Annotated in this window: 27 protein-coding genes; 15 read left to right on the forward strand and 12 right to left on the reverse strand. The window is 65.8% G+C overall.

Translation table 11 applies throughout. From position 1 onward, the window contains the following. Positions 1-13: 13 nt before the first annotated feature. Both ASC94_RS26525 and ASC94_RS26530 read left to right on the forward strand, forming a co-directional pair. Entirely contained in the window at positions 14-730 is a 717-nt protein-coding gene (locus ASC94_RS26525) for a glycine-rich domain-containing protein-like (RefSeq protein WP_056403284.1), read from the forward strand. 234 nt (positions 731-964) lie between these two features. Continuing rightward, positions 965-1,825 carry a glycine-rich domain-containing protein-like gene (locus ASC94_RS26530; protein ID WP_056403287.1) on the forward strand — a complete coding sequence of 287 codons (861 nt, stop codon included), beginning with the start codon at positions 965-967 and terminating at the stop codon, positions 1,823-1,825. A 92-nt stretch (positions 1,826-1,917) separates the two neighbouring features. On the opposite strand, the gene ASC94_RS26535 is transcribed toward ASC94_RS26530, so the two are convergent. From ASC94_RS26535 to ASC94_RS26545, 3 genes are all read right to left on the reverse strand, one after another. Next, positions 1,918-2,160: a hypothetical protein gene (locus tag ASC94_RS26535; RefSeq protein WP_056403290.1), complete on the reverse strand. Its 243-nt coding sequence runs from the start codon at positions 2,158-2,160 to the stop codon at positions 1,918-1,920. Between the two features lie 251 nt (positions 2,161-2,411). Beyond that, positions 2,412-2,672, reverse strand: coding sequence for a hypothetical protein (locus ASC94_RS26540; protein ID WP_056403292.1), 261 nt, complete (start codon positions 2,670-2,672; stop codon positions 2,412-2,414). Positions 2,673-2,731: 59 nt separating this feature from the next. After that, the gene (locus ASC94_RS26545) at positions 2,732-3,646 is read right to left on the reverse strand and encodes an SDR family oxidoreductase (RefSeq protein ID WP_056403293.1); all 915 of its coding nucleotides are present in this window, start codon (positions 3,644-3,646) and stop codon (positions 2,732-2,734) included. A gap of 12 nt (positions 3,647-3,658) precedes the next feature. On the opposite strand from ASC94_RS26545, the gene ASC94_RS26550 reads away from it, so the two are divergent. From ASC94_RS26550 to ASC94_RS26565, 4 genes are all read left to right on the forward strand, one after another. Then, on the forward strand, positions 3,659-4,684 hold the full coding sequence (locus ASC94_RS26550; protein WP_056403296.1) for a CDP-6-deoxy-delta-3,4-glucoseen reductase: 1,026 nt from the start codon (positions 3,659-3,661) through the stop codon (positions 4,682-4,684). A 98-nt stretch (positions 4,685-4,782) separates the two neighbouring features. After that, entirely contained in the window at positions 4,783-6,036 is a 1,254-nt protein-coding gene (locus tag ASC94_RS26555; RefSeq protein WP_056403300.1) for an MFS transporter, read from the forward strand. A gap of 12 nt (positions 6,037-6,048) precedes the next feature. After that, positions 6,049-6,705 (forward strand): DUF1345 domain-containing protein, encoded by a 657-nt coding sequence (locus ASC94_RS26560; protein ID WP_056403302.1) that lies wholly within the window; start codon positions 6,049-6,051, stop codon positions 6,703-6,705. Positions 6,706-6,809: 104 nt separating this feature from the next. Beyond that, on the forward strand, positions 6,810-7,181 hold the full coding sequence (locus ASC94_RS26565) for an HPF/RaiA family ribosome-associated protein (RefSeq protein WP_056403553.1): 372 nt from the start codon (positions 6,810-6,812) through the stop codon (positions 7,179-7,181). A 45-nt stretch (positions 7,182-7,226) separates the two neighbouring features. On the opposite strand, the gene ASC94_RS26570 is transcribed toward ASC94_RS26565, so the two are convergent. Then, positions 7,227-8,015, reverse strand: a complete 789-nt coding sequence (locus ASC94_RS26570; protein ID WP_056403305.1) for a helical backbone metal receptor — start codon at positions 8,013-8,015, stop codon at positions 7,227-7,229. A gap of 124 nt (positions 8,016-8,139) precedes the next feature. On the opposite strand from ASC94_RS26570, the gene ASC94_RS26575 reads away from it, so the two are divergent. After that, on the forward strand, positions 8,140-9,123 hold the full coding sequence (locus tag ASC94_RS26575) for a GGDEF domain-containing protein (protein ID WP_056403309.1): 984 nt from the start codon (positions 8,140-8,142) through the stop codon (positions 9,121-9,123). Between the two features lie 40 nt (positions 9,124-9,163). Here the strand turns inward: ASC94_RS26575 and ASC94_RS26580 are convergent, their stop codons facing one another. After that, positions 9,164-9,754 carry a DUF5610 domain-containing protein gene (locus ASC94_RS26580; protein WP_056403312.1) on the reverse strand — a complete coding sequence of 197 codons (591 nt, stop codon included), beginning with the start codon at positions 9,752-9,754 and terminating at the stop codon, positions 9,164-9,166. A gap of 103 nt (positions 9,755-9,857) precedes the next feature. Here ASC94_RS26580 and sbcB point away from each other — a divergent pair, with 103 nt between their 5' ends. Further along, complete coding sequence (sbcB, locus tag ASC94_RS26585) at positions 9,858-11,306, forward strand: exodeoxyribonuclease I (RefSeq protein WP_056403315.1); 1,449 nt, start codon at positions 9,858-9,860, stop codon at positions 11,304-11,306. A gap of 306 nt (positions 11,307-11,612) precedes the next feature. On the opposite strand, the gene pyrF is transcribed toward sbcB, so the two are convergent. After that, a complete protein-coding gene (gene pyrF / locus ASC94_RS26590) occupies positions 11,613-12,437 on the reverse strand; it encodes an orotidine-5'-phosphate decarboxylase (protein WP_056403318.1) in 825 nt (274 codons plus the stop codon). Positions 12,438-12,521: 84 nt separating this feature from the next. On the opposite strand from pyrF, the gene ASC94_RS26595 reads away from it, so the two are divergent. After that, complete coding sequence (locus tag ASC94_RS26595) at positions 12,522-13,286, forward strand: SDR family NAD(P)-dependent oxidoreductase (RefSeq protein ID WP_056403321.1); 765 nt, start codon at positions 12,522-12,524, stop codon at positions 13,284-13,286. A 362-nt stretch (positions 13,287-13,648) separates the two neighbouring features. Next, positions 13,649-14,044: a VanZ family protein gene (locus ASC94_RS26600; RefSeq protein WP_056403325.1), complete on the forward strand. Its 396-nt coding sequence runs from the start codon at positions 13,649-13,651 to the stop codon at positions 14,042-14,044. Here ASC94_RS26600 and ASC94_RS26605 read toward each other — a convergent pair. Next, positions 14,041-14,346: a hypothetical protein gene (locus tag ASC94_RS26605; protein ID WP_056403328.1), complete on the reverse strand. Its 306-nt coding sequence runs from the start codon at positions 14,344-14,346 to the stop codon at positions 14,041-14,043. The genes ASC94_RS26600 and ASC94_RS26605 overlap by 4 nt on opposite strands. A 153-nt stretch (positions 14,347-14,499) precedes the next feature. Between ASC94_RS26605 and ASC94_RS32825 the strand changes: the two genes are divergently transcribed. Continuing rightward, entirely contained in the window at positions 14,500-15,057 is a 558-nt protein-coding gene (locus ASC94_RS32825) for a hypothetical protein (protein ID WP_157201602.1), read from the forward strand. A gap of 7 nt (positions 15,058-15,064) precedes the next feature. Here ASC94_RS32825 and ASC94_RS26620 read toward each other — a convergent pair whose 3' ends face one another. Beyond that, the gene (locus ASC94_RS26620) at positions 15,065-16,030 is read right to left on the reverse strand and encodes a TraB/GumN family protein (protein ID WP_056403337.1); all 966 of its coding nucleotides are present in this window, start codon (positions 16,028-16,030) and stop codon (positions 15,065-15,067) included. A gap of 222 nt (positions 16,031-16,252) precedes the next feature. After that, positions 16,253-17,764 carry a dipeptidase gene (locus tag ASC94_RS26625; RefSeq protein ID WP_056403340.1) on the reverse strand — a complete coding sequence of 504 codons (1,512 nt, stop codon included), beginning with the start codon at positions 17,762-17,764 and terminating at the stop codon, positions 16,253-16,255. A 107-nt stretch (positions 17,765-17,871) separates the two neighbouring features. On the opposite strand from ASC94_RS26625, the gene ASC94_RS26630 reads away from it, so the two are divergent. The 4 genes from ASC94_RS26630 to ASC94_RS26645 all read left to right on the forward strand — a co-directional run bounded on the left by ASC94_RS26630 (position 17,872) and on the right by ASC94_RS26645 (position 22,582). Beyond that, on the forward strand, positions 17,872-18,882 hold the full coding sequence (locus ASC94_RS26630) for an LLM class flavin-dependent oxidoreductase (protein WP_056403343.1): 1,011 nt from the start codon (positions 17,872-17,874) through the stop codon (positions 18,880-18,882). Positions 18,883-18,954: 72 nt separating this feature from the next. Further along, entirely contained in the window at positions 18,955-20,448 is a 1,494-nt protein-coding gene (locus ASC94_RS26635; protein ID WP_200955830.1) for a hypothetical protein, read from the forward strand. 229 nt (positions 20,449-20,677) lie between these two features. After that, a complete protein-coding gene (locus ASC94_RS26640; protein ID WP_056403556.1) occupies positions 20,678-21,829 on the forward strand; it encodes an MFS transporter in 1,152 nt (383 codons plus the stop codon). Between the two features lie 111 nt (positions 21,830-21,940). After that, on the forward strand, positions 21,941-22,582 hold the full coding sequence (locus ASC94_RS26645) for a hydrolase (protein WP_056403346.1): 642 nt from the start codon (positions 21,941-21,943) through the stop codon (positions 22,580-22,582). Between the two features lie 116 nt (positions 22,583-22,698). Here the strand turns inward: ASC94_RS26645 and ASC94_RS26650 are convergent, their stop codons facing one another. Genes ASC94_RS26650 through ASC94_RS26660 form a run of 3 tightly spaced genes read right to left on the reverse strand, consistent with a single transcriptional unit; the run spans position 22,699 to position 24,893 of the window. Then, positions 22,699-23,160 carry a hypothetical protein gene (locus ASC94_RS26650; protein WP_056403349.1) on the reverse strand — a complete coding sequence of 154 codons (462 nt, stop codon included), beginning with the start codon at positions 23,158-23,160 and terminating at the stop codon, positions 22,699-22,701. Further along, positions 23,157-24,092 (reverse strand): hypothetical protein, encoded by a 936-nt coding sequence (locus ASC94_RS26655; protein WP_229417419.1) that lies wholly within the window; start codon positions 24,090-24,092, stop codon positions 23,157-23,159. Before ASC94_RS26655 ends, ASC94_RS26650 begins: the two co-directional genes overlap by 4 nt. Continuing rightward, positions 24,093-24,893, reverse strand: a complete 801-nt coding sequence (locus ASC94_RS26660; RefSeq protein WP_056403352.1) for a hypothetical protein — start codon at positions 24,891-24,893, stop codon at positions 24,093-24,095. Positions 24,894-24,896 lie beyond the last annotated feature (3 nt).

Raw genomic sequence — 24,896 nt, forward strand, 5'->3', positions numbered from 1 at the left:
AAGGAACGACCCCATGAATTCGAACGACGACTTCAAGGCTATTGCTGAACTGGACCTGGAACCGATCAAGGTTAAGCTGATGCACGAGGAATCCGGCGAGGGCTGGTCGCTGGAACGCGCCAATGCCATCGAGTTTGAATACCGCCGCTTCCTGATCCTGATGAAGAAATTCCCGCACGAACAGACCGCGCCCCTGATGGACGTGGACACCTTCTGGCACTACCACATCCTGGACACCATGAAGTACGCAGCCGACTGTGAGGCCGTGTTCGGCTACTTCCTGCACCACTTCCCCTACATCGGCCTGCGCGGCGAGGACGATGCCGCCGCCCACCACCGCGTGGGCGAGCGCATGAAGGAGTTGTACGAAGCCACCTTCGGCGAAGACTACCTGCGCGGCGCCGCGAACGAAGCCGCGTTTTCCGGCGTGGCCGCCCAGACCGCCTTCTCCGGCATTGCCGCCAAGACCGCGTTCTCCGGTGTCACGGCCAAGCCTGCGTTCTCGGGTGCCGCCGCTGCCAAGACCGCCTTCTCCGGCGTTACGGCAAAGAAGGCATTCCCGGGCGCTGCAGCCACGACAGCGTTCTCGGGCGTGGCCGCCACTGCCGGCACCGCCTTCTCGGGCGTGGCCGCCAGTCCCGCCAGCACGGCCTTCTCCGGCGCCGCTGCCAGCAAGAACGCTATCGCCGAGTTCTACACTGCACGCCCCCGCCTGGCCGCAAGTACCTGATTTACTTGCGTTTTAATAGTAACAACAGGGGCCGCGCGGCCCCTGCTTCTTTTAAGCTTCAAGCCGCGCACGATAGAAAAACTTAACTTGCAATCAGCAGTAGCTTGCATATACTTGGCTTCGTTGATCCGAATCAACACTCGTTCCCAACTCCGAACGATCAAGCCCGCCGCCCCTGGCCCAAACATAGCGTGTCTCAACATAACTCCGCCACTCAGTAAAGGGATGTCACTCATGATTTCTGCTGAAAGCTTCCAAGCTATTGCCGACCTCGACCTGGAACCCATCAAAGTCAAATTGATGCATGAAGAATCCGGGGAAGGCTGGTCGCTGCAAAAAGCCAACGCCGTGGAATTCGAATACCGCCGCTTCCTGTACCTGATGAAGACTTTCCCCCAGGAGCAGACGGCGCCGCTGATGGACGTCGACACGTTCTGGCACTACCACATCCTGGACACCATGAAATACGCGGCCGACTGCGACGCCGTATTCGGCTACTTCCTGCACCATTTCCCTTACATCGGCCTGCGCGGCGAGGACGACGAGGCGGCCCACCACCGCGTGGGCGAGCGCATGAAGGAATTGTATGAAGCCACCTTTGGCGAAGACTATCTGCGCGCCGACACCGCCTACTCAGGCGCTGCGGTAGCCTACTCGGGCGCCGCCGCCAAGCAGGCGCAGACTGCTTACTCCGGCGCAACGGCCGGCCAGACCGCCTACTCGGGCGCCGCCGTGGCGTATTCGGGCGCGGCCGTGCAGGCCAAGACCGCCTATTCGGGTGCGACCGCAGGCCAGACAGCCTACTCGGGCGCGGCCGTGCAAGCCAAGACCGCGTACTCCGGCGCGGCCGTGCAAGCCAAGACCGCCTATTCCGGCGCCGCCGTGCAGGCGAAGACCGCCTATTCGGGTGCAACCGCAGGGCAGACCGCGTACTCCGGCGCCGCCGTGCAAGCGAAAACCGCCTACTCCGGCGCGGCCACGGGCAAAACCGCCTACTCCGGCGCCCAGGTAGCCTACTCGGGCGCAGCGCAGCAGCAGCAAGCAGCCCCGTCGGCCATGTACACGGTCCGGCCCCGCCTGACGCCTGAAGCGTAAGCTCAGAAGCCTGCCGCCGACATCACCCGGCGCAAACGAAAATGGCCCCCTCCTGGCGACAGGCGGGGGCCATTGCGTTTGGCATCCACTGATCAGGCTGCCATCATTTCGCGCAGTTCGCGGATGCTGAAATCGCTGATTTCATGCATGCGGATCAGGATGGTGGCGCCGATCGGGAGCGTGTTGTGGCGGATCTTGCTGATCACGGGAGGGGCCACCTCGAGCGCGCGCGACAGGGCCGCATCGTTCTTCAATTGCAATTTTTCGATAATTGCGTCGAGGACCCGGTTCGGGTTGTAAGTTGCCGAAGCAGTAATTTCTTTGAGAGACGTCATCGGATTCGTTCAGGTTCGGGTCGTCTTCGTAGTGAAAAAACGACACATTGACAAAATATTTACCGGAAAAGTACAAGAATGACACTAGCGTACATAGAGCGATTGCTATGTTTTATAGCATCTAAGCCGTATGATACACGCTTTTATTGCCCAAAGGCCAATTGGACACGAAAAAAGTGAGAATTAGATAGATTTCTCGACTACATCATGTGCTAGGAAATGTTAAACATGCTTTCCCGACAAAGACATAGTTAATGAGCAACGCTGTAGCCGGCTGCAAGGAACAGCCATTCCACTGTCAGCAGGGCGCTGAGCTGGGCCAGGTTTCCGGGGAGGTCGAAGGTGAACTGCGGGGAGGGGAAGGCGAGGCAGGGCTGGCAGTGGCTGCATTGACAACGCCAGCCCACCTGCCGTTGGATTTCATCGGGCGGCGGCGGTGGCAGCTGGGCCCGGCAACGCTGCATCATGTAAGCGCGAACTTGTTCCTTGCTGGGGTGCGGACGGGCATGCATGGTGTCTCCTGCTGAAACCTTATCTATTTATTATGTCCGTTTTTTCTTACGACTGGCTTTCAGTTGGCGCCTACGGTGCGCAGCTGTTGTAGGCAGTCCACAACGCGCGCATAACGCAAGCGCACGCCCAGTTCGCGCTTGAGCCGCGTGTTGCGCATGCGGCGCGATTCCGACATGAACGACAGCAGCGCCGGCGTGACCACCGCCGCCAGTTCGGCGCGCGGCAGGCGCGGCGGGCGCGGCAGCTCGAATGCGTCCGCCACGGCGTCGAAATAGGCTGCCATCTTCATGTCGCTATCATCCACCGCGTGGTACACCCGGTTAGCCCTGCCCTTGCTCAGCGTGCGCGCGATGATGCGGGCCAGGTCGTCCGCGTGGATATGGTTGGTGTATACATCGTCCTGTTCCAGCAGTGCCGGCGTGCCCAGCTCCAGGCGCTTGAGCGGCAGCCGGTCGGCCGCGTAAATGCCGGGCACGCGCAGGATGGACAAGGTGCCGCCGCTGCGCACGGCCCAGCGCCGCAGCGCCTGTTCCGCGTCCACCCGGCGCCGCGCGCGTGCATTGTGCGGCGCCACCGGACGGCTTTCGTCGAACCACGCGCCGCCGCAATCCCCATAAACGCCGGTGGTGCTAATGTAAACCACGCGTCCGGCCTCGGGTAAAATGGCGGCCACGCGGCGGGTGCGGCGGTCCAGCAGGCCCTCGGCGGGCGGCGGCGCCAGGTGCACCACGTACTGTGCCAGCCCCCGCAAGCGGCGCAGGCTGGCTGGATCGTCCAGGTCGGCCACCAGCGGCACCGCGCCGGCTGCGCGCAGCTCGGCGCGGCGATCCGGCTGGCTGGTGACGGCAAACACGCGGAAACGGTCGCGCAGCAGGGGCAGCAGGCGCATGCCGACGTCGCCGCAGCCGAGCACCAGCAAGCGCGGGCGGGAGATTTTTTTAGTGTGCAAGATAGTGGTTTCCAAGATATTCATTTGAAGGATTGTATGACTTTCCAGATTACTGTTCAGCCCAGCGGCCACCAGTTTGCCTGTGATGCGGACGAAACCGTCCTGGCGGCGGCCATGCGCGCGGGCGTCGGGCTGCCGTACGGCTGCAAGAACGGCGCCTGCAGCTCGTGCAAGGGCAAGGTGGTTTCCGGCAGCGTGACGCACAAGCCGCACCAGGCGCGCGCGCTCACGCCGGAGGAGGAAGCGGCCGGCATGTCGCTGTTCTGCTGCGCCGTGCCGCACGCCGACCTGGTGATCGAGGCGCGCGAAGTGGCCGGCAGCGGCGACTACCCGATCAAGAAGATGCCCTCGCGCGTGTCCACCATCGAAAAAGTGGCGCCGGACGTGGTGGTGATCTCGCTGCAGCTGCCCGCCAATGAAACGCTGCAATACCGCGCCGGCCAGTACATCGAATTCCTGCTGCGCGACGGCAAGCGCCGCAGCTACAGCATCGCCACCGCGCCGGACAACGGCCCGCTGACGCTGCACATCCGCCACATGCCGGGCGGCCTGTTCACGGACCAGGTGTTTTCCACCATGAAGGAACGTGACATCCTGCGCTTCGAAGGGCCGCTGGGCACCTTCTTCGTGCGCGACGACAGCGACAAGCCCATGGTGCTGCTGGCCTCGGGCACCGGCTTCGCGCCGATCAAGGCCATCGTCGAGCACCTGGTGCAGACCGGCTCGCAGCGCAAGATGGTGCTGTACTGGGGCGGCCGCCGCCCGCAGGACCTGTACATGGACGCACTGTGCCGCGAGTGGGCCGCCAGCCTGCCCAATTTCCAGTACGTGCCCGTCGTGTCCAACGCCGAGGCGGAAGACAACTGGAACGGCCGCAGCGGCTTTGTGCACCATGCCGTGATGGCCGACCTGCCCGACCTGTCCGGCTACCAGGTGTACTCCTGCGGCGCCCCCGTCATGGTGGAATCGGCAAAGAAAGACTTCGTGGCGCGCTGCGGCCTGCCGGAAGACGAGTTCTACGCGGACGCTTTCACTTCCGAAGCCGACCTCGCCAAATCCTGACGGCCTGGGCCGCGGCTGCGGGCCGGCCTGCGGGCTGGTCTGCGGACCGGCCCGGCATCTGGCACAATGTCGGGCTACGCCAGCCTGTCATCGTGCCCATGTCCTCCTCCGCAGCCAACGGTTTTTCCGTCCTCAAGCACCGCAATTTCGCCTTTTACCTGTCCGCCCGCGTGCTCGGCACGCTGGCCGTGCAAATGCAGCACGTGGCCATCGGCTGGCATGTCTATGCGCTGACGGGCAACTTGTACGACCTGGGCCTGATCGGCCTGGCGCAGTTCGCGCCCTTCCTGCTGCTGATCCTGCCCGCCGGCCACGTGGCCGACCGCTACAACCGCCGCAACATCATCGCCCTCTGCCTCGCCGCGCAGCTGCTGTGCGGCTTGCTGCTGCTGGGCTTTACCCTGGCCGGGACCGGCATCGTCTGGCCCGTGTTCCTCATCCTCACGCTGTTCGGCAGCGCGCGCGCCTTCATGATGCCGGCCACGCAGGCGGTGCTGGTAAACATGGTGCCGGCCGGGGACTTCAGCAAGGCCGTCGCGCTCAGCTCGTCCACTTTCCACATCGCCGTCATCGTGGGCCCCTCCCTGGGCGGCCTGCTGTATTTCTACGGCGCCACCACGGTATTCCTGGCCGCGTCCGCGCTGCTGGTGGTGGCGGTGGTGCTGATGTGCATGACCAAGGCCGCGCCGCAGGCGGTGAACAAGGAGCCGGCCAGCTGGCACAGCGTATTGGAAGGCTTGCGCTTCGTGATGTCGCGCCCGGTAGTGCTGGGCGCCATGTCGCTGGACCTGTTCGCCGTGCTGTTCGGCGGCGCCACCGCCCTGCTGCCGGCGCTGGCGGCCGACGTGCTGCACGTGGGCCCGAGCGGCCTGGGCCTGCTGCGTTCCGCGCCCGGCGTCGGTGCCGCGCTGTGCTCGGTGGCGCTGGCCTTCTTCCCTATCACGCGCCGCGTGGGGCTGTGGATGTTCGGCGGCGTGGCGCTGTTCGGCGCCTGCACCGTGCTGCTGGGCTCGACCACCAGCTTCGTGCTGGCGCTGCTGGCCCTGCTGCTGATGGGCGCGGGCGACATGATCAGCGTTTACGTACGCCACCTGCTGGTGCAGTATGAAACGCCGGACGCCATCCGCGGCCGCGTGAGCGCCGTGAATGCAGTGTTCATCGGCGCCTCCAACGAACTGGGCGAGTTCGAATCCGGCGTCACCGCCGGCTGGTTCGGCCTGACCCGCGCGGTGGTATTCGGCGGCGCGGCCACCCTGGCCGTGACGGGCCTGTGGAGCGTGCTGTTCCCGGTACTGTCGCGCATGGACCGTTTCCCGCACGCGGATCGCGAAGCACAAGACAAGGCCGCTTGATATCATGTCCGGATGAAAATATTTCCGGACCTGATACACCGCCGCCCCCACCTCGCCCTGGCCATCGCGCTGGGCGCGCTGAGCGGCCCCTTCCTGCCGGACGGCTGGCGCACCGTGACCCGCATCCTGGCCGGCTGGGACGTGGCGGTGTGGGCCTACCTGGTGACCATGGGCTGGATGATGATGCGGGCCGACCACCGCAAGGTCAAGCGCGTGGCGGCCAAAGAGGACGAGCGCGGTCCCGTGATCCTGGCCGTGCTGTGCGTGGCGGCGATGGTGAGCCTCTTGGCCATCGTCTCGGAACTGGCCGCGCTGCACGGCCAGCCGCTCGAAGGCCATGTGCTGGAATACGCGCTGGTGGGCCTGACCTTGATCGGCTCCTGGTTCCTGGTCGGCACGCTGTTCTGCTTCCACTACGCGCACCTGTACTACCAGGCCACGCCCAACGCCCGCCCGCTGCAGTTTCCCGGCCAGCACCACGAGCCCGATTACTGGGACTTCCTGTACTTCTCCTTCACCATCGCGGTGGCCGCGCAGACCTCGGACGTGGTGGTGCGCAGCGCGGCGCTGCGCAAGCTGGTGCTGGGTCAGTCGGTGCTGAGCTTCTTCTTCAACCTCTTCATATTGGGGCTGTCCGTCAATATTGCAGCAGGCTTGATGAATAACTGAAAATAAATATATTCCGGGCGGCAATAGACTGGCAAGCCCCGGCAAAAGGAGTAAGATGAAATCGCGTACCCCGGTACGCTTTGATGAACAAACGGGAGCAGTATATGCAGATCAATGTCAACACCGATAAGACCATCGAACGTCATGCGGGCCTGGATGACCATGTTCAAACCGTCGTCACCGCAGCCATTAGCCGCTTTGCCGAACACATCACCCGCGTCGAAGTCCACCTGAGCGACAACAACAGCCAGAAATCGGTAGACGGCGACAATCGTTGCCTCATGGAAGCGCGCATCACTGGTTACCAGCCAATCGCCGTGAGCGATCATGCGGCCAGCCTGCACCAGGCCATCAACGGCGCGGCCGACAAGCTCAAGCGCGCCATCGACAGCGCCCTGGGCCGCCTGTACGACAAGCGCAACGTGCCGCTGTCGCAAGCGGTGTCGGAAGCCGCCGACGAAGAAACCACGGAATAAACCCAGCATAGGCCGCCGGCCCGCCGACAGCAGGCAGCGCACCGCCTACTGTTGCGCCAGCCGGCGCAGGTAGCCCAGGCCTTGCAGCGCACGGCTGCCATACCACGACAGCAGTTCCCCATCCACCAGCTGCACCGGCTTGCCGATCTGGCGCTCCAGCGCGTCCACGTGCGCCTCCGTGAAACGGTAGGGTTCGGACGACAGCAGCACCTGGTCGACCTGCGCCAGCAGTTCCGGCGTCCAGTCGAAACGCGGGTAGCGCCCGCCGCCCAGTTGCGGCACGCGCCAGCCGATTTCCGCCAGCATGCGCGCGATATAGGTGTCGCTGGAGATGCTCATCCACGGGTCTTGCCAGATGCAGTACAGCACGGTCTGCCCGGGCGCCGGCGCGGCCTGGCGCAGCGCCTGCAGCGCCGCGTATTCGGCCTCGAAAGCAGCGCACCAGGCCTCGGCTTTTTCCTGCGTGCAAAAGATGCCGCCCATCAGCCGCGCCAGCGCCAGGTTGTCGCGCGGCGCCAGCGGATGGGTCACCACCACGTGCGGCACGAACTCGGCCAGCGCATCGGCGGTAGGCTTTTCGTTTTCGTCAATGTTGGCGATCACATGGGTCGGCGCCAGGGCCCGGATCTTGCCCAGGTTGACGTCCTTGGTGCCGCCCACCTTGGCAATCGCGCGCACCGTGTCGGCCGGGTGGATGCAAAATCCGGTTCGGCCCACCAGCTGTGCCGCCAGTCCCAGCTCGCACAGCAGCTCGGTAATGGACGGCACCAGCGACACGATGCGGGCGCCGGGATCGGCGGGATGCGCTTGCCCAAGGGCGTCGGTGTAAATCATTTGTCTATGTTGGCAGTTGGTTCGTCGCAGTATTGAAACACAGCCGCCCGTGCAGTGCTAGCGCGCGCACCGTTTGCGCTATGATTTGCCTCACGGTACTTAATCTTTTTTTTCGGATCTTAACTTGAAGCAGATCACCACCTTTGCCGAGTCCATCTACCGGGTCGACGACTTGCAGCTGTTCCGCGATTCCGACGCCGCCCTGGCGGCGCGCTCGCTGGCGCACTGCCCCGTGGTGCAGTTGCAGCAAGGCGAATCCGTCACCGACACCAGCCGCGCGCGCCTGTACATTGTGCTGAGCGGCGCGCTGTCGGTCACCGCCGACACCCGCACCGGCATGGCCGACGGCACCGTCAGCAAGGTGCTGCCCGGCGAAAGCGTGGGCGAGCAGTCGGTGCTGGACGAGGAAGCCAACCTGTCGGCCATGACGGCGCTGGAGTCCAGTGAACTGCTGGTGGTGGAAGCGGAGATTGTGTGGCGTTTGATCGACGAATCGAACGGCGTTGCGCGCAACCTGCTGCGCCTGCTGTCCTTCCGCATCCGCGCCGCCAACGCGCAGCTGCGCCGGCGCCAGAAGCTGGGCGAGTTCTACCGCCAGATGTCGATGATAGACGGGCTCACCGGCCTGTACAACCGCGCCTGGCTGAACGATCTGCTGCCGGAAATGGTGGCCAGTGCGCACGGCGCGGGCAAGCCGCTGTCGCTGATCATGATCGACCTGGACCATTTCAAGCAATTCAACGACACCCACGGCCACCTGGCCGGGGACCAGGCGCTGCGCGCGGCGGCGCAAGTGCTGAGCGGGGCCTTGCGGCCCTCCGACTGCGCGGTGCGCTATGGCGGCGAGGAAATGATGGTGCTGCTGCCGGACACCAGCGACAAGGTAGCCGTGGTGGTGGCCGAGCGCCTGTGCGAACGCATCCGCCAGGCAGTGGTGTTCCGCGACATGCGGCTGCCGCTGCCGCACCTGACCGCGTCGCTGGGCGTGGCCAGCCTGCTGCCGGGCCAGGACGACCACGGCCTGATCGCCACCGCCGACGCGGCGCTGTACCGCGCCAAGGATGGCGGCCGCGACCGGGTGGCGGTGCAGGAGATGCTGTTTTCTTGATGCCCGCAGCGGCGGGTTACGGCGTGCCGCCTAACCCGCCCTACGCGATGTCGTTGGTGTTGTTGGTGTCGTTGGCGGCGGCGGGCGGGGCCCGCTTGCTGTCGGCAAACTGCTGCAAGCCTTGCTGCACCAGCTCGTAGGTCTTGTCGATGTTGCCGGCGATGTCGCCCTTCAGGACTTGCAGGCCTTCCAGTATGCCGCGCGCTTCCTTGAAGCCCTGCTCGACACCGCCCTGGATGGTGTCCATGAACTTCTGCAGCGCGGCTTCCTCGTCCATGCCCTTGTTCTGCGCCTTGAAGGCGTCGAAAAACGCCGTGCTGAGCGACACGATGCGGCCTGCCGTCCCTTCCGGCGTATTGTCCTGCCCCATCGCGTTCTGGATGGCGTCCGGGCCGAAATCCGGCGCCAGCGCCTCGTTTATGCCGGTCAATGCCGATTTGTACAGCAGCGCCAGCGGTTCGTTGCCGGAACTGATGGCCACCGACATGGACGCCTGCACGATTGCCGTGTTGAGCTGCTGCCTGGCCTGCACGCGCGGCGGCGCGGCAACCGCCCCGCTGCGCGCCGTGTCGCCCGCGCCCGGCAAGTCGGCAGCCTTGCCGCCGGACTTCAGCGAAGTAGGATTTACCATAATCACTCTCCTTGTTTGCGCCATTCCCCTTTATCATATCGGCCAGAAAGCGGCGAACTGTAGCCCGACAGTAGCCAAACCTTCCCACCGATAGAACAAATCCATGAGCCAGCAAACTTTTCTTTGGCATGACTATGAAACCTTCGGCGCGCAGCCGCGCCGTGACCGCCCAGCCCAGTTTGCCGCCATCCGCACCGATGCCGACCTGAACGAGATAGGCGAGCCTATCATGCTGTACTGCCAGCCGGCGCCCGACTTCCTGCCCGACCCGCAGTCCTGCCTGATCACCGGCATCACGCCCCAGCAATGCCTGGAATGGGGCGTGCCGGAGCACAAGTTCGCCGCCACCATCGAGCAGGCGTTTTCGCAGCCGGGCACGGTGGGCGTGGGCTACAACACCATCCGTTTCGATGACGAGGTGACACGCTTCCTGTTCTGGCGCAACCTGATCGACCCGTATGCGCGCGAATGGCAAAACCAGTGCGGCCGCTGGGATCTGCTGGACGTGGTGCGCATGACCTACGCCTTGCGCCCGGAAGGCATCGAGTGGCCGGCGCGGGAGGACGGCAAGCCCAGCTTCCGGCTGGAGCACCTGGCGGCCGCCAACGGCCTGCTGCACGAGTCCGCGCACGACGCGCTGTCGGACGTGCGCGCCACCATCGCGCTGGCGCGCCTGATCAAGCAGAAGCAGCCCAAGCTGTGGGACTTCTGCTTCGCGCTGCACAAGAAGGACCGCGTGGCCGACGAGATCGGCATGCACCTGCTGCCGCATTTGCGCCAGCCATTCCTGCACGTGTCGGGCATGTTCCCGGCCGAGCGCGGCTGCATCGGCCTGGTGTGGCCGCTGGGCACGCATCCCACCAACAAGAACGAAATCATCGTCTGGGACTGCGCCTACGACCCGAGCGAGCTGTACGGGCTGGATGCGGACACCGTGCGCATGCGCATGTTCACCCGCAGCAGCGAACTGCCGGAAGGCATGACGCGGCTGCCGATCAAGAGCGTGCACCTGAACAAGTCGCCCATGCTGGTGTCCAACCTGAAGACCCTGTCGCCGGCCATGGCGGCGCGCTGGGGCATTGACGTGGAGGAGGCGAAGCGCCATGCGCAGACCGCCGCAGCCGGGCCGGACCTGGGCGCGCTGTGGGCGCAGGTGTATCACCGTCCCGGCGCGGCCGAGGAAACGGACGTGGATGAGGATCTGTATGGCGGCTTCGTGGGCAAGGACGACCGCCGCCTGCTGGACGCCATGCGCAAGGAAACGCCGGCCAAGCTGGCCATGATGACGCCGCCGTTCGACGACGCGCGCCTGGGCGAGCTGGTGTTCCGCTACCGCGCGCGCAACTTCCCGCAGACCTTGAGCGAGCAGGAAGCCGAGCATTGGGAGGCGCACCGCGCCGCGCGCCTGTTCGACGGCGCGGCAGGCGCGCGGACGGTGGAACAGCTGTTCGGCGAGATCGATCAGTTGTCGGAAACCGCGGACGAGCGGGGTGAGGAGATACTCGGGGCGCTGTATGACTATGCGGAGATGGTGGCGCCGCAGCGGTACTAACGAGGCTGGCGGCGGTGCTGGCGGGTTACGCACTGCGTGCTAACCCGCCCTACGGGCCGGTGTCGGCGTGGTGCGTGGTGCCGGCGGGCCGGAGACGGCCCGGTGCGTGGTGCCGGCGGGCCGGCGTCCGCCCGGTGCGTGGTGCCGGCGGGCCGGCGTCCGCCCGGTGCGTGGTGCCRGCGGGCCGGTGTCGGCCCCGTGCGTGGTGCCGGCGGGCCGGCGTCCGCCCGGTGCGTGGTGCCGGCGGGCCGGAGACGGCCCGGTGCGTAGGGCGGGTTAGGCGCGGCGCGCCGTAACCCGCCGCGCTCAGCCCGCGCGGTGCGCGTTGATCGCGTCGCGGGTTTCCTGGGCCACGCGGCGCGCAGCCATGGCGAAATCTTCGCCCGCCTGCGGCGCCGCGTACAGAATGGCGCGCGAGGAATTGATCATCATGCCGGTGCCGTTCGCGCTGCGGCCCGATTTCACGGTCGCTGCCACGTCGCCGCCCTGCGCGCCGACACCCGGCACCAGCAGCGGCATGTCGCCCACAATCGCGCGCACCTGCGCCAGCTCTTCAGGGAAGGTGGCGCCCACCACCAGCGCGCACTGGCCATTGGCGTTCCACTTCTCGGCCACCAGGCGCGCCACGTGCTGGTACAGCGGTTTGCCGTCCACGTTCAGGAACTGCAGGTCCGAGCCGCCCGCGTTCGACGTGCGGCACAGCACGATAACGCCGCGGTCCGCCCACTCCATGTACGGCTCCACCGAATCCGAACCCATGTACGGGCTGACGGTCACCGCGTCCGCACCGTAGCGGTCATACGCTTCGCGCGCGTACTGGCGCGCCGTGGCGCCGATGTCGCCGCGCTTGGAATCGAGGATCAGCGGGATGTGCGGGTAATGCTGGCGCACGTAGGCGCAGATCTCTTCCAGCTGGCGCTCGGCGCTCAGGGCCGCGAAGTAGGCGATCTGCGGCTTGAAGGAGCAGGCCAGGTCGGCCGTCGCGTCGATGATTTCTTTGCAGAAGTTGAAGATGCCGTTCGGGTCTTGCTGGAACTGGGCCGGCAGCTTGGCCATGTCGGGATCGAGGCCCACGCACAGCAGGGAGTCGTTGGCCGTCCATGCGGCATTGAGCTTGTTAATAAAATTCATGGCGGCCCCTCCTAATAAAATGCAAACCCGCCATTATAACGTGAAGTAAAATTCGCTCCATCGATCTCCCCCAGGAACCACACCATGAAACTCTCCCAAAAAGTAGCCATCGTCACCGGCGCCACCCAGGGCATCGGGCTGGCCTGCGCCCAGCGGCTGATCGCCGAGGGCGCCCAGGTCATGCTGGTGGACATCAAGCCGGAAGGCGCGCAGGCGGCCGAAGCGCTGGGCGACCAGGCCCGGTTCTACACGGCCGACGTGAGCCAGAAGGCCGATGTGGACGCGCTGGTGGCCGAGACCATGGCCGTGTTCGGCCGCATCGACATCCTGATCAACAACGCCGGCGTGACGCACAAGGCCGCTTTCCTGGACCTGAGTGAAGACGACTTCGACCGCGTCATGCGCATCAACCTGAAATCCATGTTCCTGTGCAGCCAGGCCGTGGCGCGCGAGATGGTCAAGCAGCACAGCGGCTGCATCATCAATATGTCCAGCGTGAACTCGGAACTGGCCATTCCCGACCAGGTACCTTACGTGGTATCCAAGGGCGGCATCAATCAGCTGACCAAGGTGATGGCGCTGAACCTGGCGCCGCACGGCGTGCGCGTGAACGGCATCGGCCCCGGCACCATCCTGACCGAACTGGCCAAGAAGGCCGTGCTGGGCAGCCCGGAAGCGCGCCATACCATTTTGTCGCGCACGCCGATGGGCCGCTGCGGCGAGCCGGAGGAGGTGGCCGCCATCGCCGCGTTCCTGGCCAGCGACGACGCCAGCTATATGACGGGCCAGACCCTGTTCGTGGACGGCGGCCGCCTCGCGCTGAACTACACCGTGCCAGTGCAGGAGTGAGTTATACCGAAAACTTATTACTGATATCGAAAATGAAAATTAGACATATATGCTGTAGCGCAGCATAATTACACCTGTCTCCACTATTCTCCTCCAAGATAATAGTTTTAAAGCCCGCTTTTACCAGCGGGCTATTTTTTTGCCCAAAATTTTTATCCGCCCTCTTGTGATATGTCATGGTGTCGTCACATGGTGCCTATAAACTTTGCTTCATCTGCGGCACATGCAACCGATATGCGTGGCGTGCAGAAGGTGCGCCCAGTGCGCACCACCCGAATTCTCTGCTCTCTTGACCCGGATATGGGTTTTTCGGCCCGCTTTAACCAGCGGGCATTTTTTTTGCCTCATGCTATCCTTGCGCCATGCGTTCCTTATTCCAGCAAGTCGTCCTGACCTCCGTCCACGCCAACCTGCGCTACCGCACGGCCCTGGTGCTCTACCTGATGATACTGGTGCTTGGCTCGATCCCCGGCGCCCGCAGCGACATCGGCGCGGTGGCGCCGGGCGTGGTGCTGCATTCCTGCGCCTACGCCGGCCTGACGTTCCTGCTGTTCACCGGCAGCACCGGCAGCGCGGCAGCACGCGCCATCAAGGCGGTGCTGACCATCATGTCCATGGGCGCGCTCGATGAAGTGGTGCAGAGCTTCCTGCCCTACCGCCACGGCGCGGTGGCGGATTGGGCGGTGGATACCGCCGCCGCCCTCCTTACTGCCAGCATCATGTGGCTGCTGTGGAGCCGCAACAAGGTTGCCGCCTAGGCGTTATCGTCTTTCCCTTCCGGGTACTGCTGGCCGAATTCCAGCTCGCTCTGGCGGTTGCGCACGTCCATGCCGATCTTGCGCAGGATGGCGCGCGTCTGCCGCCTGCGGCTCACGCTGGCCAGGCTGCCGGTGGCGCGTTCCGAGTCCAGCCGCATCTCCAGCAGTTGCTCGGCTTTCGCCAGGCGCACCAAACCATACAGCGCCTGCGCATACACATGGCGCTGGCGCTTGCCCGATTGCAGCCCGCAGGTAGCTGCCACCAAATCCTCAATTACCTTGTCCGTCCTGCGCTTAAACATAGCCATTTCCTATGAGTTTCTGACACGCAATTATGGCCACGCAATTCAGGTAATCGTTTGATTTGCGTCAAGTGTGCGCGCTTCAGCCGGAACGGCAAGGCTCAGCGGCGCTCAAAGCTATTCGAGCGGTCGCTCGTCATAACGGAGATCATCATGAAGATAAAGAGCACTTTATTGGCCTGCGCCCTGCTATCGCTGGCAGGCTGCGCATCCGACACCGGCACCATGGGGACCGGCGGCAGCGGCAGTGGCAGCAGCATGGGCAGCAGCGGCAGCAGCCTGGGCAGTACCGGCAGCGGCAGTACCGGCACCGGCAGCAACGTCGGCAGCACCAGCGCGAGCAGCAGCCTGGGCAGCAGTGGCACAAGTGCCGGCAGCGGCAGCCAGTCCTCCTCCACGGCCGGGGCGCAGGACAGCCGCAGTACCGGCAGCATGGGAACCGGCAGCAGCGCCCAGGCCGGCACCTCGGGCAGCGGCGTGATCCAGTCCATCGACCAGATCACGCGGCAGGACGCCACCTCGATGGGCTTGTCCACCGGCGCAGCAGCGGCGGGCGGCAGCCTGGGCTCACCCAGCGACAAGGTCTACCGGGTAACGGTGCGCATGGACGACGGCACCATGCAAACCGTGCTGGCCGAGAGCATGCCGAGCTACAAGAGCGGCGACCGCGTGCGCTACGCCAACGGTACGGTCGCGCGCGAGTCCCGGTAAGGCAGGGTCAGTAGATCTGTTCCACCTGGTAGCCGCGCTGGCGCAGCAGTTCGGGCACGCCCTGCTCGCCGAGCAGATGCAGCAAGCCGACACCCACGAACGCGGTCTGGTCCGCCTTCATGATGTTTTCGATCGAGGCCGCCATCTCGGGATTGCGCTTGCCCAGCAGCGTGCGGTCCATGAAGGCGGCGGACACGCTGTCGCCGCTGACCATGGACTGCCAGGCCGCGTTGATGCCGGGCGCGTCCGCCTTGCTCCAGGCGTCGATCAGGCTGGCCGTCTTTTTCAGCGACACGCCGCTGGCCAGCTCGGCCAGGTTCTCGCGCAGATAGGTTTCCTGCTGCGCGTCGCTCATCGCGGCGAACAGGCCCAGCTGATAATCCGCGCTCTCCAGTTCGCGCAGCGGCTTGTCGTGCTGCGCGGCTTCCTTCAACAGGAACTGCTCCACGCCCTGGCTGCGCATATAGCCGTTGCGCTCGATTTCCGCGCCGATCAGCAGATTGGCCACCAGCCACGGCCGGTATTGCTCCAGGTTGTCCAGCGACATGCCGGCCCGGGCCAGCGCCTGCTGCAGCACGGCCAGCGTGTCGCGCGACAGGTGGTTACGGATGGAATCGCCCTTGGGATAACGGCCGTGGGCCGTCAGCGCCAGCTGGAACGGTTCGCTGGCGCGCACGTCCAGTTCCAGCACCAGCGCGTTGGAGTCGGCCAGCGCGCGCGTGACCTGCGGCTCCAGGGGGAAGAAGGCCTGCTTGCCCGCATGCACCGTGCCGAACAGATAGCTGGTACGGCCGTCATGCTGCACCTTGAACAGCGCGCCACGGCGCGGCGCGGCCTCTTCCATGGAAGCGGCGATGGCGCCCACCGGCTGCGCGTGCGCGCTCAGCTCCATGTCGGCCGCATACACGGACTGGAAAGCGGGCTGGCAAACAGCAAACAGCAGTGCACAAACAGACAATAATTTACGTGGCATGCAAAGTCCCCTGCCGGGATCGTTGACGATCCGGCATCCCTGGTAGCGAGGTTGAAAAGATGAGATTTCGGTAAGGAGCGGCGTGAAAGTAAGCCTTATTGCTGCTGATAGTAAGGTTTATTTTTCCGCGAGGGAATACCCAGTGCGGCGTACTGAGCAAAAAAAGCGCGGCGCACCAACAAAGGGGCGCCGCGCCGATAACAAGGTGATACTAAAAGCGGGTTAACGTGCCAGTTCGACCAGCACAGCCGTGTACATCTGCAGGTTCAGCAGCAATTGTTTGGTGGTGATGAACTCATGCTCGGAATGCCCGGTGTAGGGCGTGCCCGGCATGGCGGGACCGAAGGCCACGGCTTTCGGGAACAGGCGCGAGTTGGTGCCGCCGCCGATCGATGTCGGTTTGGCATCCCGGATGCCGGTGTAGTGCGAGAACACGTCCAGCAACACGGGCACTTGCGGCGCGTCGGCCTGCACCCACGGCTCGCCGATCTGCATGGCGATGGATGCTTGCGGCACATGGGTGCGTTTCCACTCGTCGAAGGCCTGCTGGAACTCGGCCTGCAGCTGGGCACCGGGCTTGCCTTTCGGCCGGCGGATATTGATGTTCAGTTCGATCGCGCCATCATTCTGCTTGAGCACGGTGGGCGCCACCGTCATCGGGCCCATGAAGTCGTCGCTGTAGGCCACCTTGCCGAAGCGCCCGCCGTGGATGCCGGTGCCGACCAGGTCGTTCAGCATGGTCACCATGCCGGCGGCGGCCGTGGCTTTCCATGGCTGCACCTTGAGCGCGTCGGCCAGCATGCTGATGGCGTTGACGCCGTCTTCAGGCTTGGACGAGTGCGCCGACACGCCCAGCGCGGTGATCTTCAGTTCGCGGCCCTGCCAGGCGTACTGGTAGCGCATGCCCTTCTGGGCGGCGGCGCGCGCGCGGATCTGCTTTTCCAAGGCCGGCGTGGCGTTGGCGATCACGGCGCTGGCGTCCTCGGGAATCTGGCTGCCGAAAAAGCCGCCCGCGAATTCGCGCAGCAGCGGCCCCTTGGCCGCAGCCGCCGGCGCCGGCAAGGCAGGCATGGTCACCTTCACCGCACCCCAGCCCTTCTCGGCAGTCACCACCGGATACTCGGCGTCCAGCGTGATGTTCATCTGCGGCGGCGTGTGGTCTTTCAGGAAAGCTTCCAGCGGCGCCCAGTCCGATTCCTCGGCCATGTAGACGTACAGCTCCAGGCGTTTTTTCAGCACCACCTTCTGGTCCTTGATGGCCTTCATCGCATACATCGCGGTGGCGATCGGGCCCTTGTCGTCCTCGGCGCCGCGTGCGATCAGGCGGCCCGGTTCGCTGGTGCTGTCCAGCTCGAACGGCGACTTGGCCCACTTGGCCGGGTTCACCGGCTGCACGTCGCCGTGCGTGATGATGCCGACCCGGTCGGCGCTCTCGCCCAGGCCGATCACCGCCACGTAGCCGTGGTCCGCATAGTCCAGGCCCAGGCGCGCGGCCTCCTCCTTCAGCAGTTGCTTAAAGGCGATGTGCTGCGGGTTTTTGTCGGCCGGAACGGCCGGGTCGGCCACCGTGTTGTAGCTGACCATGGCGGCCAGCGCGGCAGTCATTTGCTGCGGATACGTTTCAACGGCGTAACGCGCGGTAGTGGTGGCCGCGTCGCTCAGCGCAGCGGCCCGGGCGCTCGGATAAAGCGCGGCCTGCGCCAGCATGGTCATCAAGGCAATTTTTTTAAGCATGACGTCTCTGGTGTCCCCTGTGTTATGGTTTTGCAAGTGTAGCGGAAAGGCCATGCACGCGTCAGGGCCTTCATTGAAACCCGGCTTGCCGCCGCCATATCCCGACCATGACTCCATTTTCCATACTCGACCTCTCCCCCATCGCCCAGGGCAGCAATGCTACGGCGTCCCTGCGCAACACGCTGGACCTGGCGCAGCACGGCGAACGCTGGGGCTACAACCGCTACTGGCTGGCGGAACACCACGGCATGCCCGGCATCGCCAGCGCCGCCACCTCGGTGGTGATGGCGCACGTGGCTGCCGGCACCAGCACCATCCGCGTGGGGGCCGGCGGCATCATGCTGCCCAACCACTCGCCGCTGGTGATCGCCGAACAGTTCGGCACGCTCGAAGCGCTGCATCCGGGCCGTATCGACCTCGGCCTGGGCCGCGCGCCCGGCTCCGACCAGACCACCGCGCGCGCCCTGCGCCGCAGCCTGGCGTCGGACGCGGACGAGTTCCCGCAGGACGTGCTGGAACTGCAGGATTACCTGTCCGACGCGCCACGCCAGCAGGTGCTGGCCGTGCCCGGCAAGGGCGCCAAGGTGCCGCTGTGGATACTGGGCTCCAGCCTGTTTGGCGCGCAGCTGGCGGCCCACCTCGGCCTGCCCTACGCCTTCGCCTCCCATTTCGCGCCGGCGCAAATGATGCAGGCAGTGGCGCTGTACCGCGCCAACTTCAAGCCCTCGGCGCAGCTGGCCCAGCCGTACGTGATGCTGGGCTTTAACGTGTTCGCCGCCGACAGCGACGAGGAAGCGCAGCTGCTGGCCACGTCGATGCAGCAAGCTTTCGTCAACCTGCGCACCGGCCGGCCGTCGCAGCTGCCGCCGCCGCTGGCCAACTACCGCGGCACGCTGGGCCAGCAGGAAAACGCCATGCTCGACTCGGTGCTGTCCTGCTCGGCGATCGGCTCGCCCGACACCGTGGCGCGGCAGCTGCAGGGTTTCATCAACAGCGCCCGCCCGGACGAGCTGATGATCACCTCGCAGATCTTCGAGCACGCCAAGCGGCTGCGCTCCTACGAGATCACGGCGGAGATACACAAGCGGCTTGAGCCAGCGCAAGCGGGCACGCCGTAAGCATAGCGGTAGCGCTCCTGCCTGCTTAACTGGAACAGGGCAATCTGCCCGGCCACGCAGCAGGAGAGCGCCATGAACAGCCCCACCACCAGCGGCGGCAGCTTTGCCGCCTTTACAGCATTTGCCATCCGCACCGCCACGCTGGCCGCCGCCGCAGCCGTCGCGGCGGCCGCCTTCGGCGCGAACGCCGGCGCTCCCGCCGCGCCGCCGACCCAGCCGCCCGGGGAAACGCCGGGCCATCCGCCGGGCCCGCCGGCGGAACATCCCACCAGCTACATGAAGGTGGACATCACCGAGGACTTCAGCGTCACCCTGGCGCGCATGCGCGCCGCGCGCGCCGGGCTGATGCAGCGCCAGCGCTCGCTGCTGGCCCAGCGCTACGACCTGGGCAACCGGCCCAGCGGCGCCAGCATGTTCCGGGGCAAGCCGGTGCAGGGCGGCGTGCGCGTCAGGCTGCCCGCAGGCCTCAGCTGGCAGCGCCTGGCCGAGCTCGGCCCCGACGAGATCCGCGCGCGCGACCTGTTCCCGGCCGGCTTCCTGCCGCTGCCGCACCCCAACCACGCCGAGGGCGGCATGCTGTTCCCGCAGTTCGAGATCGATGAACTGAAGCGCCAGGAACAGCGCGACCTGACCCGCTTCGACCTCGACTTCGACCTGCCCGACCATTTCCTGCCCGAGTTCCCCGCCCCCATTTTCCTCACCACCCGGCCCGACCTGGGCGACGTCTCCGGCGGCAAGCTGCTCACCATCGACAACTTTCACGGCATGTTCAACGGCCTGCTCAATCCCAAGCAGCTCGAAGGCCTGCGCCTGCTGCTCACGCCCTTCCCGCAGCAGCAGTTCAACCAGACCGAAGACCGCCGCTCGGAGCGTCCCAGCCGCGGCGTGGCCTGCCTGGACTGCCACGCCAACGGCCACAGCAACGGCGCCACCCACCTGGTGGGCGACATCCGCCCGCAGATCTTCCGTCACCGCATCGATACGCCCACCTTGCGCGGCCTCAATATCCAGCGCCTGTTCGGTTCCCAGCGCGCGCTGAAAACCGTGGAAGACTTCACCGAATTCGAGCAGCGCGCCGCCTACTTCGACGGCGACCCGGTGATCGCCACCAAGAAGGGTGTCAACCCGCTCGAACGCGGCAGCCAGGTGCACTTCATGGCCGAGTTCCAGGAATTGCTGGACTTCCCGCCCGCACCCAAGCTGGGCATCACCGGCAAGCTCATCCCGAAAATGGCAAGCGAGAGCGAGTTGCGGGGCCAGGCGCTGTTCTTCGGCAAGGCGCAATGCGCAAGCTGCCACGCGGCGCCCTACTACACCGACAACCTGATGCACAACCTGAAGGCGGAGCGCTTCTACAAGCCGCGCATGGTCAACGGCATGATGGCCACCGCCGACGGCCCCATCAAGACCTTCCCGCTGCGCGGCATCAAGGAATCGCCGCCCTACCTGCACGACGGCCGCCTGCTGACCCTGGAGGACACCGTGGAGTTCTTCAACCTCATCCTCGAGACCCGGCTCAGCGACGCCGAAAAGTCCGACCTCACCGCCTTCCTGCGCACGCTGTAAGCCCACCCGCATGTATGGCCCGGTATAGCCGCCGGGCAGCTCCGGGTGCAGCCGCCGGATATAGCGCCTATATCCGGCCGCCGCCAGCAGGGATCGAGATTCCACACTACAATGTTTGTCCGGCCGCGCCCGCCATTTTTCAAGCAGGGCGCAGGCACTTGTCGTCCCGCATCCAGGAGTCCTTTTGACCACCAATCCCACCGTCGCCGCGCCCGGCATTTCTTCGGGCATGGTACTGCTGCTGGCCAGCGCCACCGGCCTCATCGTCGCCAACCTGTATTACGCCCAGCCGCTGGTCGGCCCCATCAGCCAGGCCACCGGCTTGTCGCCCGGCGCCGCCGGGCTGATTGTCACCCTCACGCAAATCGGCTATTGCCTCGGCATGCTGTTCGTGGTGCCGCTGGGCGACCTGCTGGAGAACCGCCGCCTCATTGTCACCTGCCTGGCCGCCACTTCGGCCGCGCTGCTGGTGGCCGCCAGCACCAGCAACGCCGGACTGTTCCTGGCCGCCGCGCTGTGCATCGGCCTCGGCTCGGTGGCCGCGCAAGTGGTGGTGCCGTTCGCCTCCCACCTGGCGCCGCCGCACATGCGCGGCCAGATCGTGGGCAAGGTGGTGTCCGGCCTGCTGCTGGGCATCATGCTGGCGCGGCCGGTGTCCAGCCTGGTCACGGACGCATTGAACTGGCACGCCATCTTCGTGCTGTCGGCCATCGGCACCGCGCTGCTGGCGGTGCTGCTGCACTACAAGCTGCCGCGCCGCCAGCCGGTGTCGTCGATGCGCTACGGCGCGCTGCTGGCCTCGCTGTGGCAGCTGCTGAAAAGTACCCCCATTTTGCGCCGCCGCGCGGCCTACCAAGCCTGCATGTTCGGCGCCTTCAGCCTGTTCTGGACCACCGTGCCGCTGGTGCTGGCCCGCCAGTTCAACCTGTCGCAGACCGGCATCGCGGTCTTCGCGCTGGCCGGCGTGGCCGGCGCGGTCGCCTCGCCCTATGCGGGCCGGCGCGCCGACCACGGCAAGAGCCGCTCCACCACCGTCATGGCGCTGGCCGCCGCGCTGGTCGCCTTTGGCGCGCCGCTGCTGATGGAGGGCGGCCGCGTGTTCGAGCTGGGCCTGCTGGTGGCCGCCTCCATTGTGCTGGACGCGGGCGTATCGGCCAGCCTGGTCACCGGCCAGCGCGCCATCTTCGCGCTGGGCGAAGACGTGCGCAGCCGCCTGAACGGCTTGTACATGGCCATCTTCTTTTGCGGCGGCGCCATCGGCTCCTCGCTGGGCGCGTGGATGTATGCGCACCACGGCTGGCACGGCGTGCTGCTGACCGGCCTCGCTTTTCCGCTGGCCGCGTCGCTGGTCTACGCCACCGAGTTTCTCGGCAAGGAATAGCGCTCTCCCCTAAGCAAGAGCAAGGGCAGTCCTTATAGCAGACGTGCGGACAGGGCAAAGCTGGCAAAGTGCGAACGTACTTTGCCACCCCTACTTTTCAAGGAGAGAACCATGTCCTACAACACCCTGCTCAACCCGCAAGACTGCGTGCTGGCCCTGATCGACCACCAGCCGCAGATGCTGTTCGGCACCATGTCGCACGAACGCACCGCCCTCTTGCACAATGCGCAGATCCTGGCCAAGACGGCCAAGCTGTTCGGCGTGCCGACCATTCTCACCACCATCGCTTCCGAAACCTTCAGCGGCCACCTGGTCCCTGAAATCCAGTCCGTGTTCCCGGACCAGAAGCCGATCGACCGCACCTCCATGAACTCGTGGGAAGACCAGAACTTCAAGGACGCCATCAAGGCCACCGGCCGCAAGCGCGTGATCATCGCCGGCCTGTGGACCGAAGTGTGCGTGACTTTCCCCACGCTGCAGATGCTGGCTGAAGGCTACGAGATCTTCGTGCCGACCGACGCCTGCGGCGACACCACCGTGGAGGCGCACGAGCGCGCCGTGCAGCGCATGATCCAGGCCGGCGCCACGCCGACCAACTCGCTGCAATGGATGTGCGAACTGCAGCGCGACTGGGCGCGCGGTGAGACCTATGACGGCTGCATGGAGATCTTCAAGGCCCACTCGGCGTACGGCATCGGTGTACGCTACGCCAAGCAGATCCTGGGCGAGCACGCGAACGAAGGCGGCAAGTAATGCAGTGGCGGGTTACGGCTGCGCCTAACCCGCCCTACGATGTTTTGGGTGCGTTATGCCGCGCCTGCGCGCGCCGCCGTAGGGCGGGTTAGTGCGCAGCACGTAACCCGCCGGCCTCAATGCGCCCAGATGCGCAACTGGCCCTGCATCCACATGCTGCCGTTGATGTTGACGCTGCCCATGCTGCTGGTCACCGGCGCTTGCGGGTCGTTCTGCACGCTAAGCGATTCGAAGCCGAAGTTGGTGTATTTCACGTAGCCCGGCAGGGTCAGCGCCACGTAGTCTCCGCCGTCGGGCTTGCGCTCCACGCTCAGGCCCACGCCGAACATGTCGATCACGCCGCGCACGTTCTTGATGACGACGTAGCGGTTCGGCCCATCTCCCCCGAAACCCAGCGACAAGCGGCTGTCCGCCACCGCGCCCACCAGCGCCGGGTCGTTGATGACAATGTGCGCCGCGAACGCGATGCCGTCGCGCGCCGATACCTGCCCCAGTTCCTGGTCATCCAGCGCCCGCAGCGGCGGTGCGGCCTGCGCCAGTCCACAGCACAGCAGCAAAGGGAATAAGGTCTTCTTCATCGGCGGAACTTGATGTCGAGGTACTGGATCTCGATCGCGCCGATGCGCGACGAGCCCAGGTCCACCACCGGTTTGCCCGGACTGGTGAACGCGATGTTGTCGATCTGGAGGCCGCCCGCCGGCGCCATGCCGCTGCCGTTGCGCGCGTCCGGCCAGCCGATGCCGATGTGCAGGCGCGGCCCGCTGTCGTCGTTCAGCGCATTGAGCACGCCCGGCTGCGCCGCCACGTCGGCCAGCTGCCACGGGCGGCTGGTGATATTGCCGTCCGCGTCCACCGCGCCGATGCGGATGCCGCTCAGGGCCATCTGCTCGCCCGTGTCCGCACGCCCATTGGGGCGGAACGCGAGCTGGCCGATGTCCATGCGCAGGCCGACGCCGAAAGCGATGCCGTCGTAGCCTTGCGGCGTGGAGAATTGCAGGCCGCCGCCGTACCAGGCCAGGTCGCGGATGGCCACGCTGCCGTTGTTCAGTGCCATGCCGTCCGCGTTCACGCCCCAGTCGTACGCCAGCTGCCACTTCTGCTCGCCCAGTGCGTTCACGGGAAAGGCCAGCTGGATCACGTCGGCCAGGCCGGCGGCACCGGACACGATGTCGAGCTTGTAGGGATCGGCGAATGCGCTGCTGCTGTCGCTGCGCGATGCGGACAGCTTTTCCTTGTAGATGCTGGCGCCGTTGGCCGTGGTGTAGCGCATGCGCACGTCGCCGCTCATGGCGAAACCGGACAGGTCGAAGCTCACGCCGTCGCGCCCGCGCACGGCGGACAGCGCGGCGTCCGGCAGCGGTTCCATCGCCTGCGCGCAGACGCCCAAGCTCAGGCACAAGCTCAGGCACTGGCTCAGACCCAACGCCAGCGCAGGCTTGCCGATGCGGCCTGCGGCGCGCGCCGGCGCCGGGCCCGCCGCGGCGCGGCCTGGCCTGCTGCGGGCGGCCATTCAGCGCCCCTTCGGCAGGTTGGGCGGCGCCATGCCGTTGGTGGACAGCGCGGTCAGCTTGTCGCGCCAGTTCAGCCACACGCCGGCCTGCGCCATGTCCGGCGCCGTGCCGCCGGCGGGGGCGGCAAACTGCACGCCGGTTTTCAGGATCGAGATCCAGAAGTCGCGGCTGGGACCGGAAGCGTCGCCGGCCGTCACGCCGCCCAGCTGCACCATCGGCAGACAGGGCGCGGTGCAGGCGCCGTCCCAGCGCTTGCCGCCCAGCGCGTCGCTGCGCGAGTCCAGCAGCAGGCCGCTGCCGTCGGGCGCATTGGCGGCCACGCGCAGGGAGCCGGACAGGCTGTTGATCTTCAGGCCCACATCGCCGCTGATGCCATCGAAGCCGAACCGCATGCCGACCACTTCGCGCGCGCCGCCGTCCACGTTGGGCTTGTAGACGAACTCCATGTAGGGATTGGTGATGCGCACCAGGCGCTGCGCGTCGGTGCCGTCGCTGCGGCCGAACTGCAGCAGCGGCATGTCGATGTCGGCGCCCAGGCCGTTGCGCGCGGCGTAGCTGTATTCGCCCAGGCGCATGGTGCGGAAATTGGCGCTGAGCGTGACGTCGGCATCGAGTGCGATGCGCGAGAAGTCGTAGCCGCCCAGGCTGGTGTTGCTCATGGCGATCAGGCCCTGGCCGCGCGTGCGCGACAGTTCGTCTTCCGTCAGCGGCTGCATCTGCGCGCGGCAGTCCAGCGCAAGGAAGACGGACGAGGCAAGCAGCAAGGCTGCGGCGCGGCGCGCCGGAAACGTGATGGTCATGGG

Origin of the sequence: Massilia sp. Root418 (assembly GCF_001425265.1) — a bacterium.
Classification (GTDB): Bacteria; Pseudomonadota; Gammaproteobacteria; order Burkholderiales; family Burkholderiaceae_D; genus Rugamonas.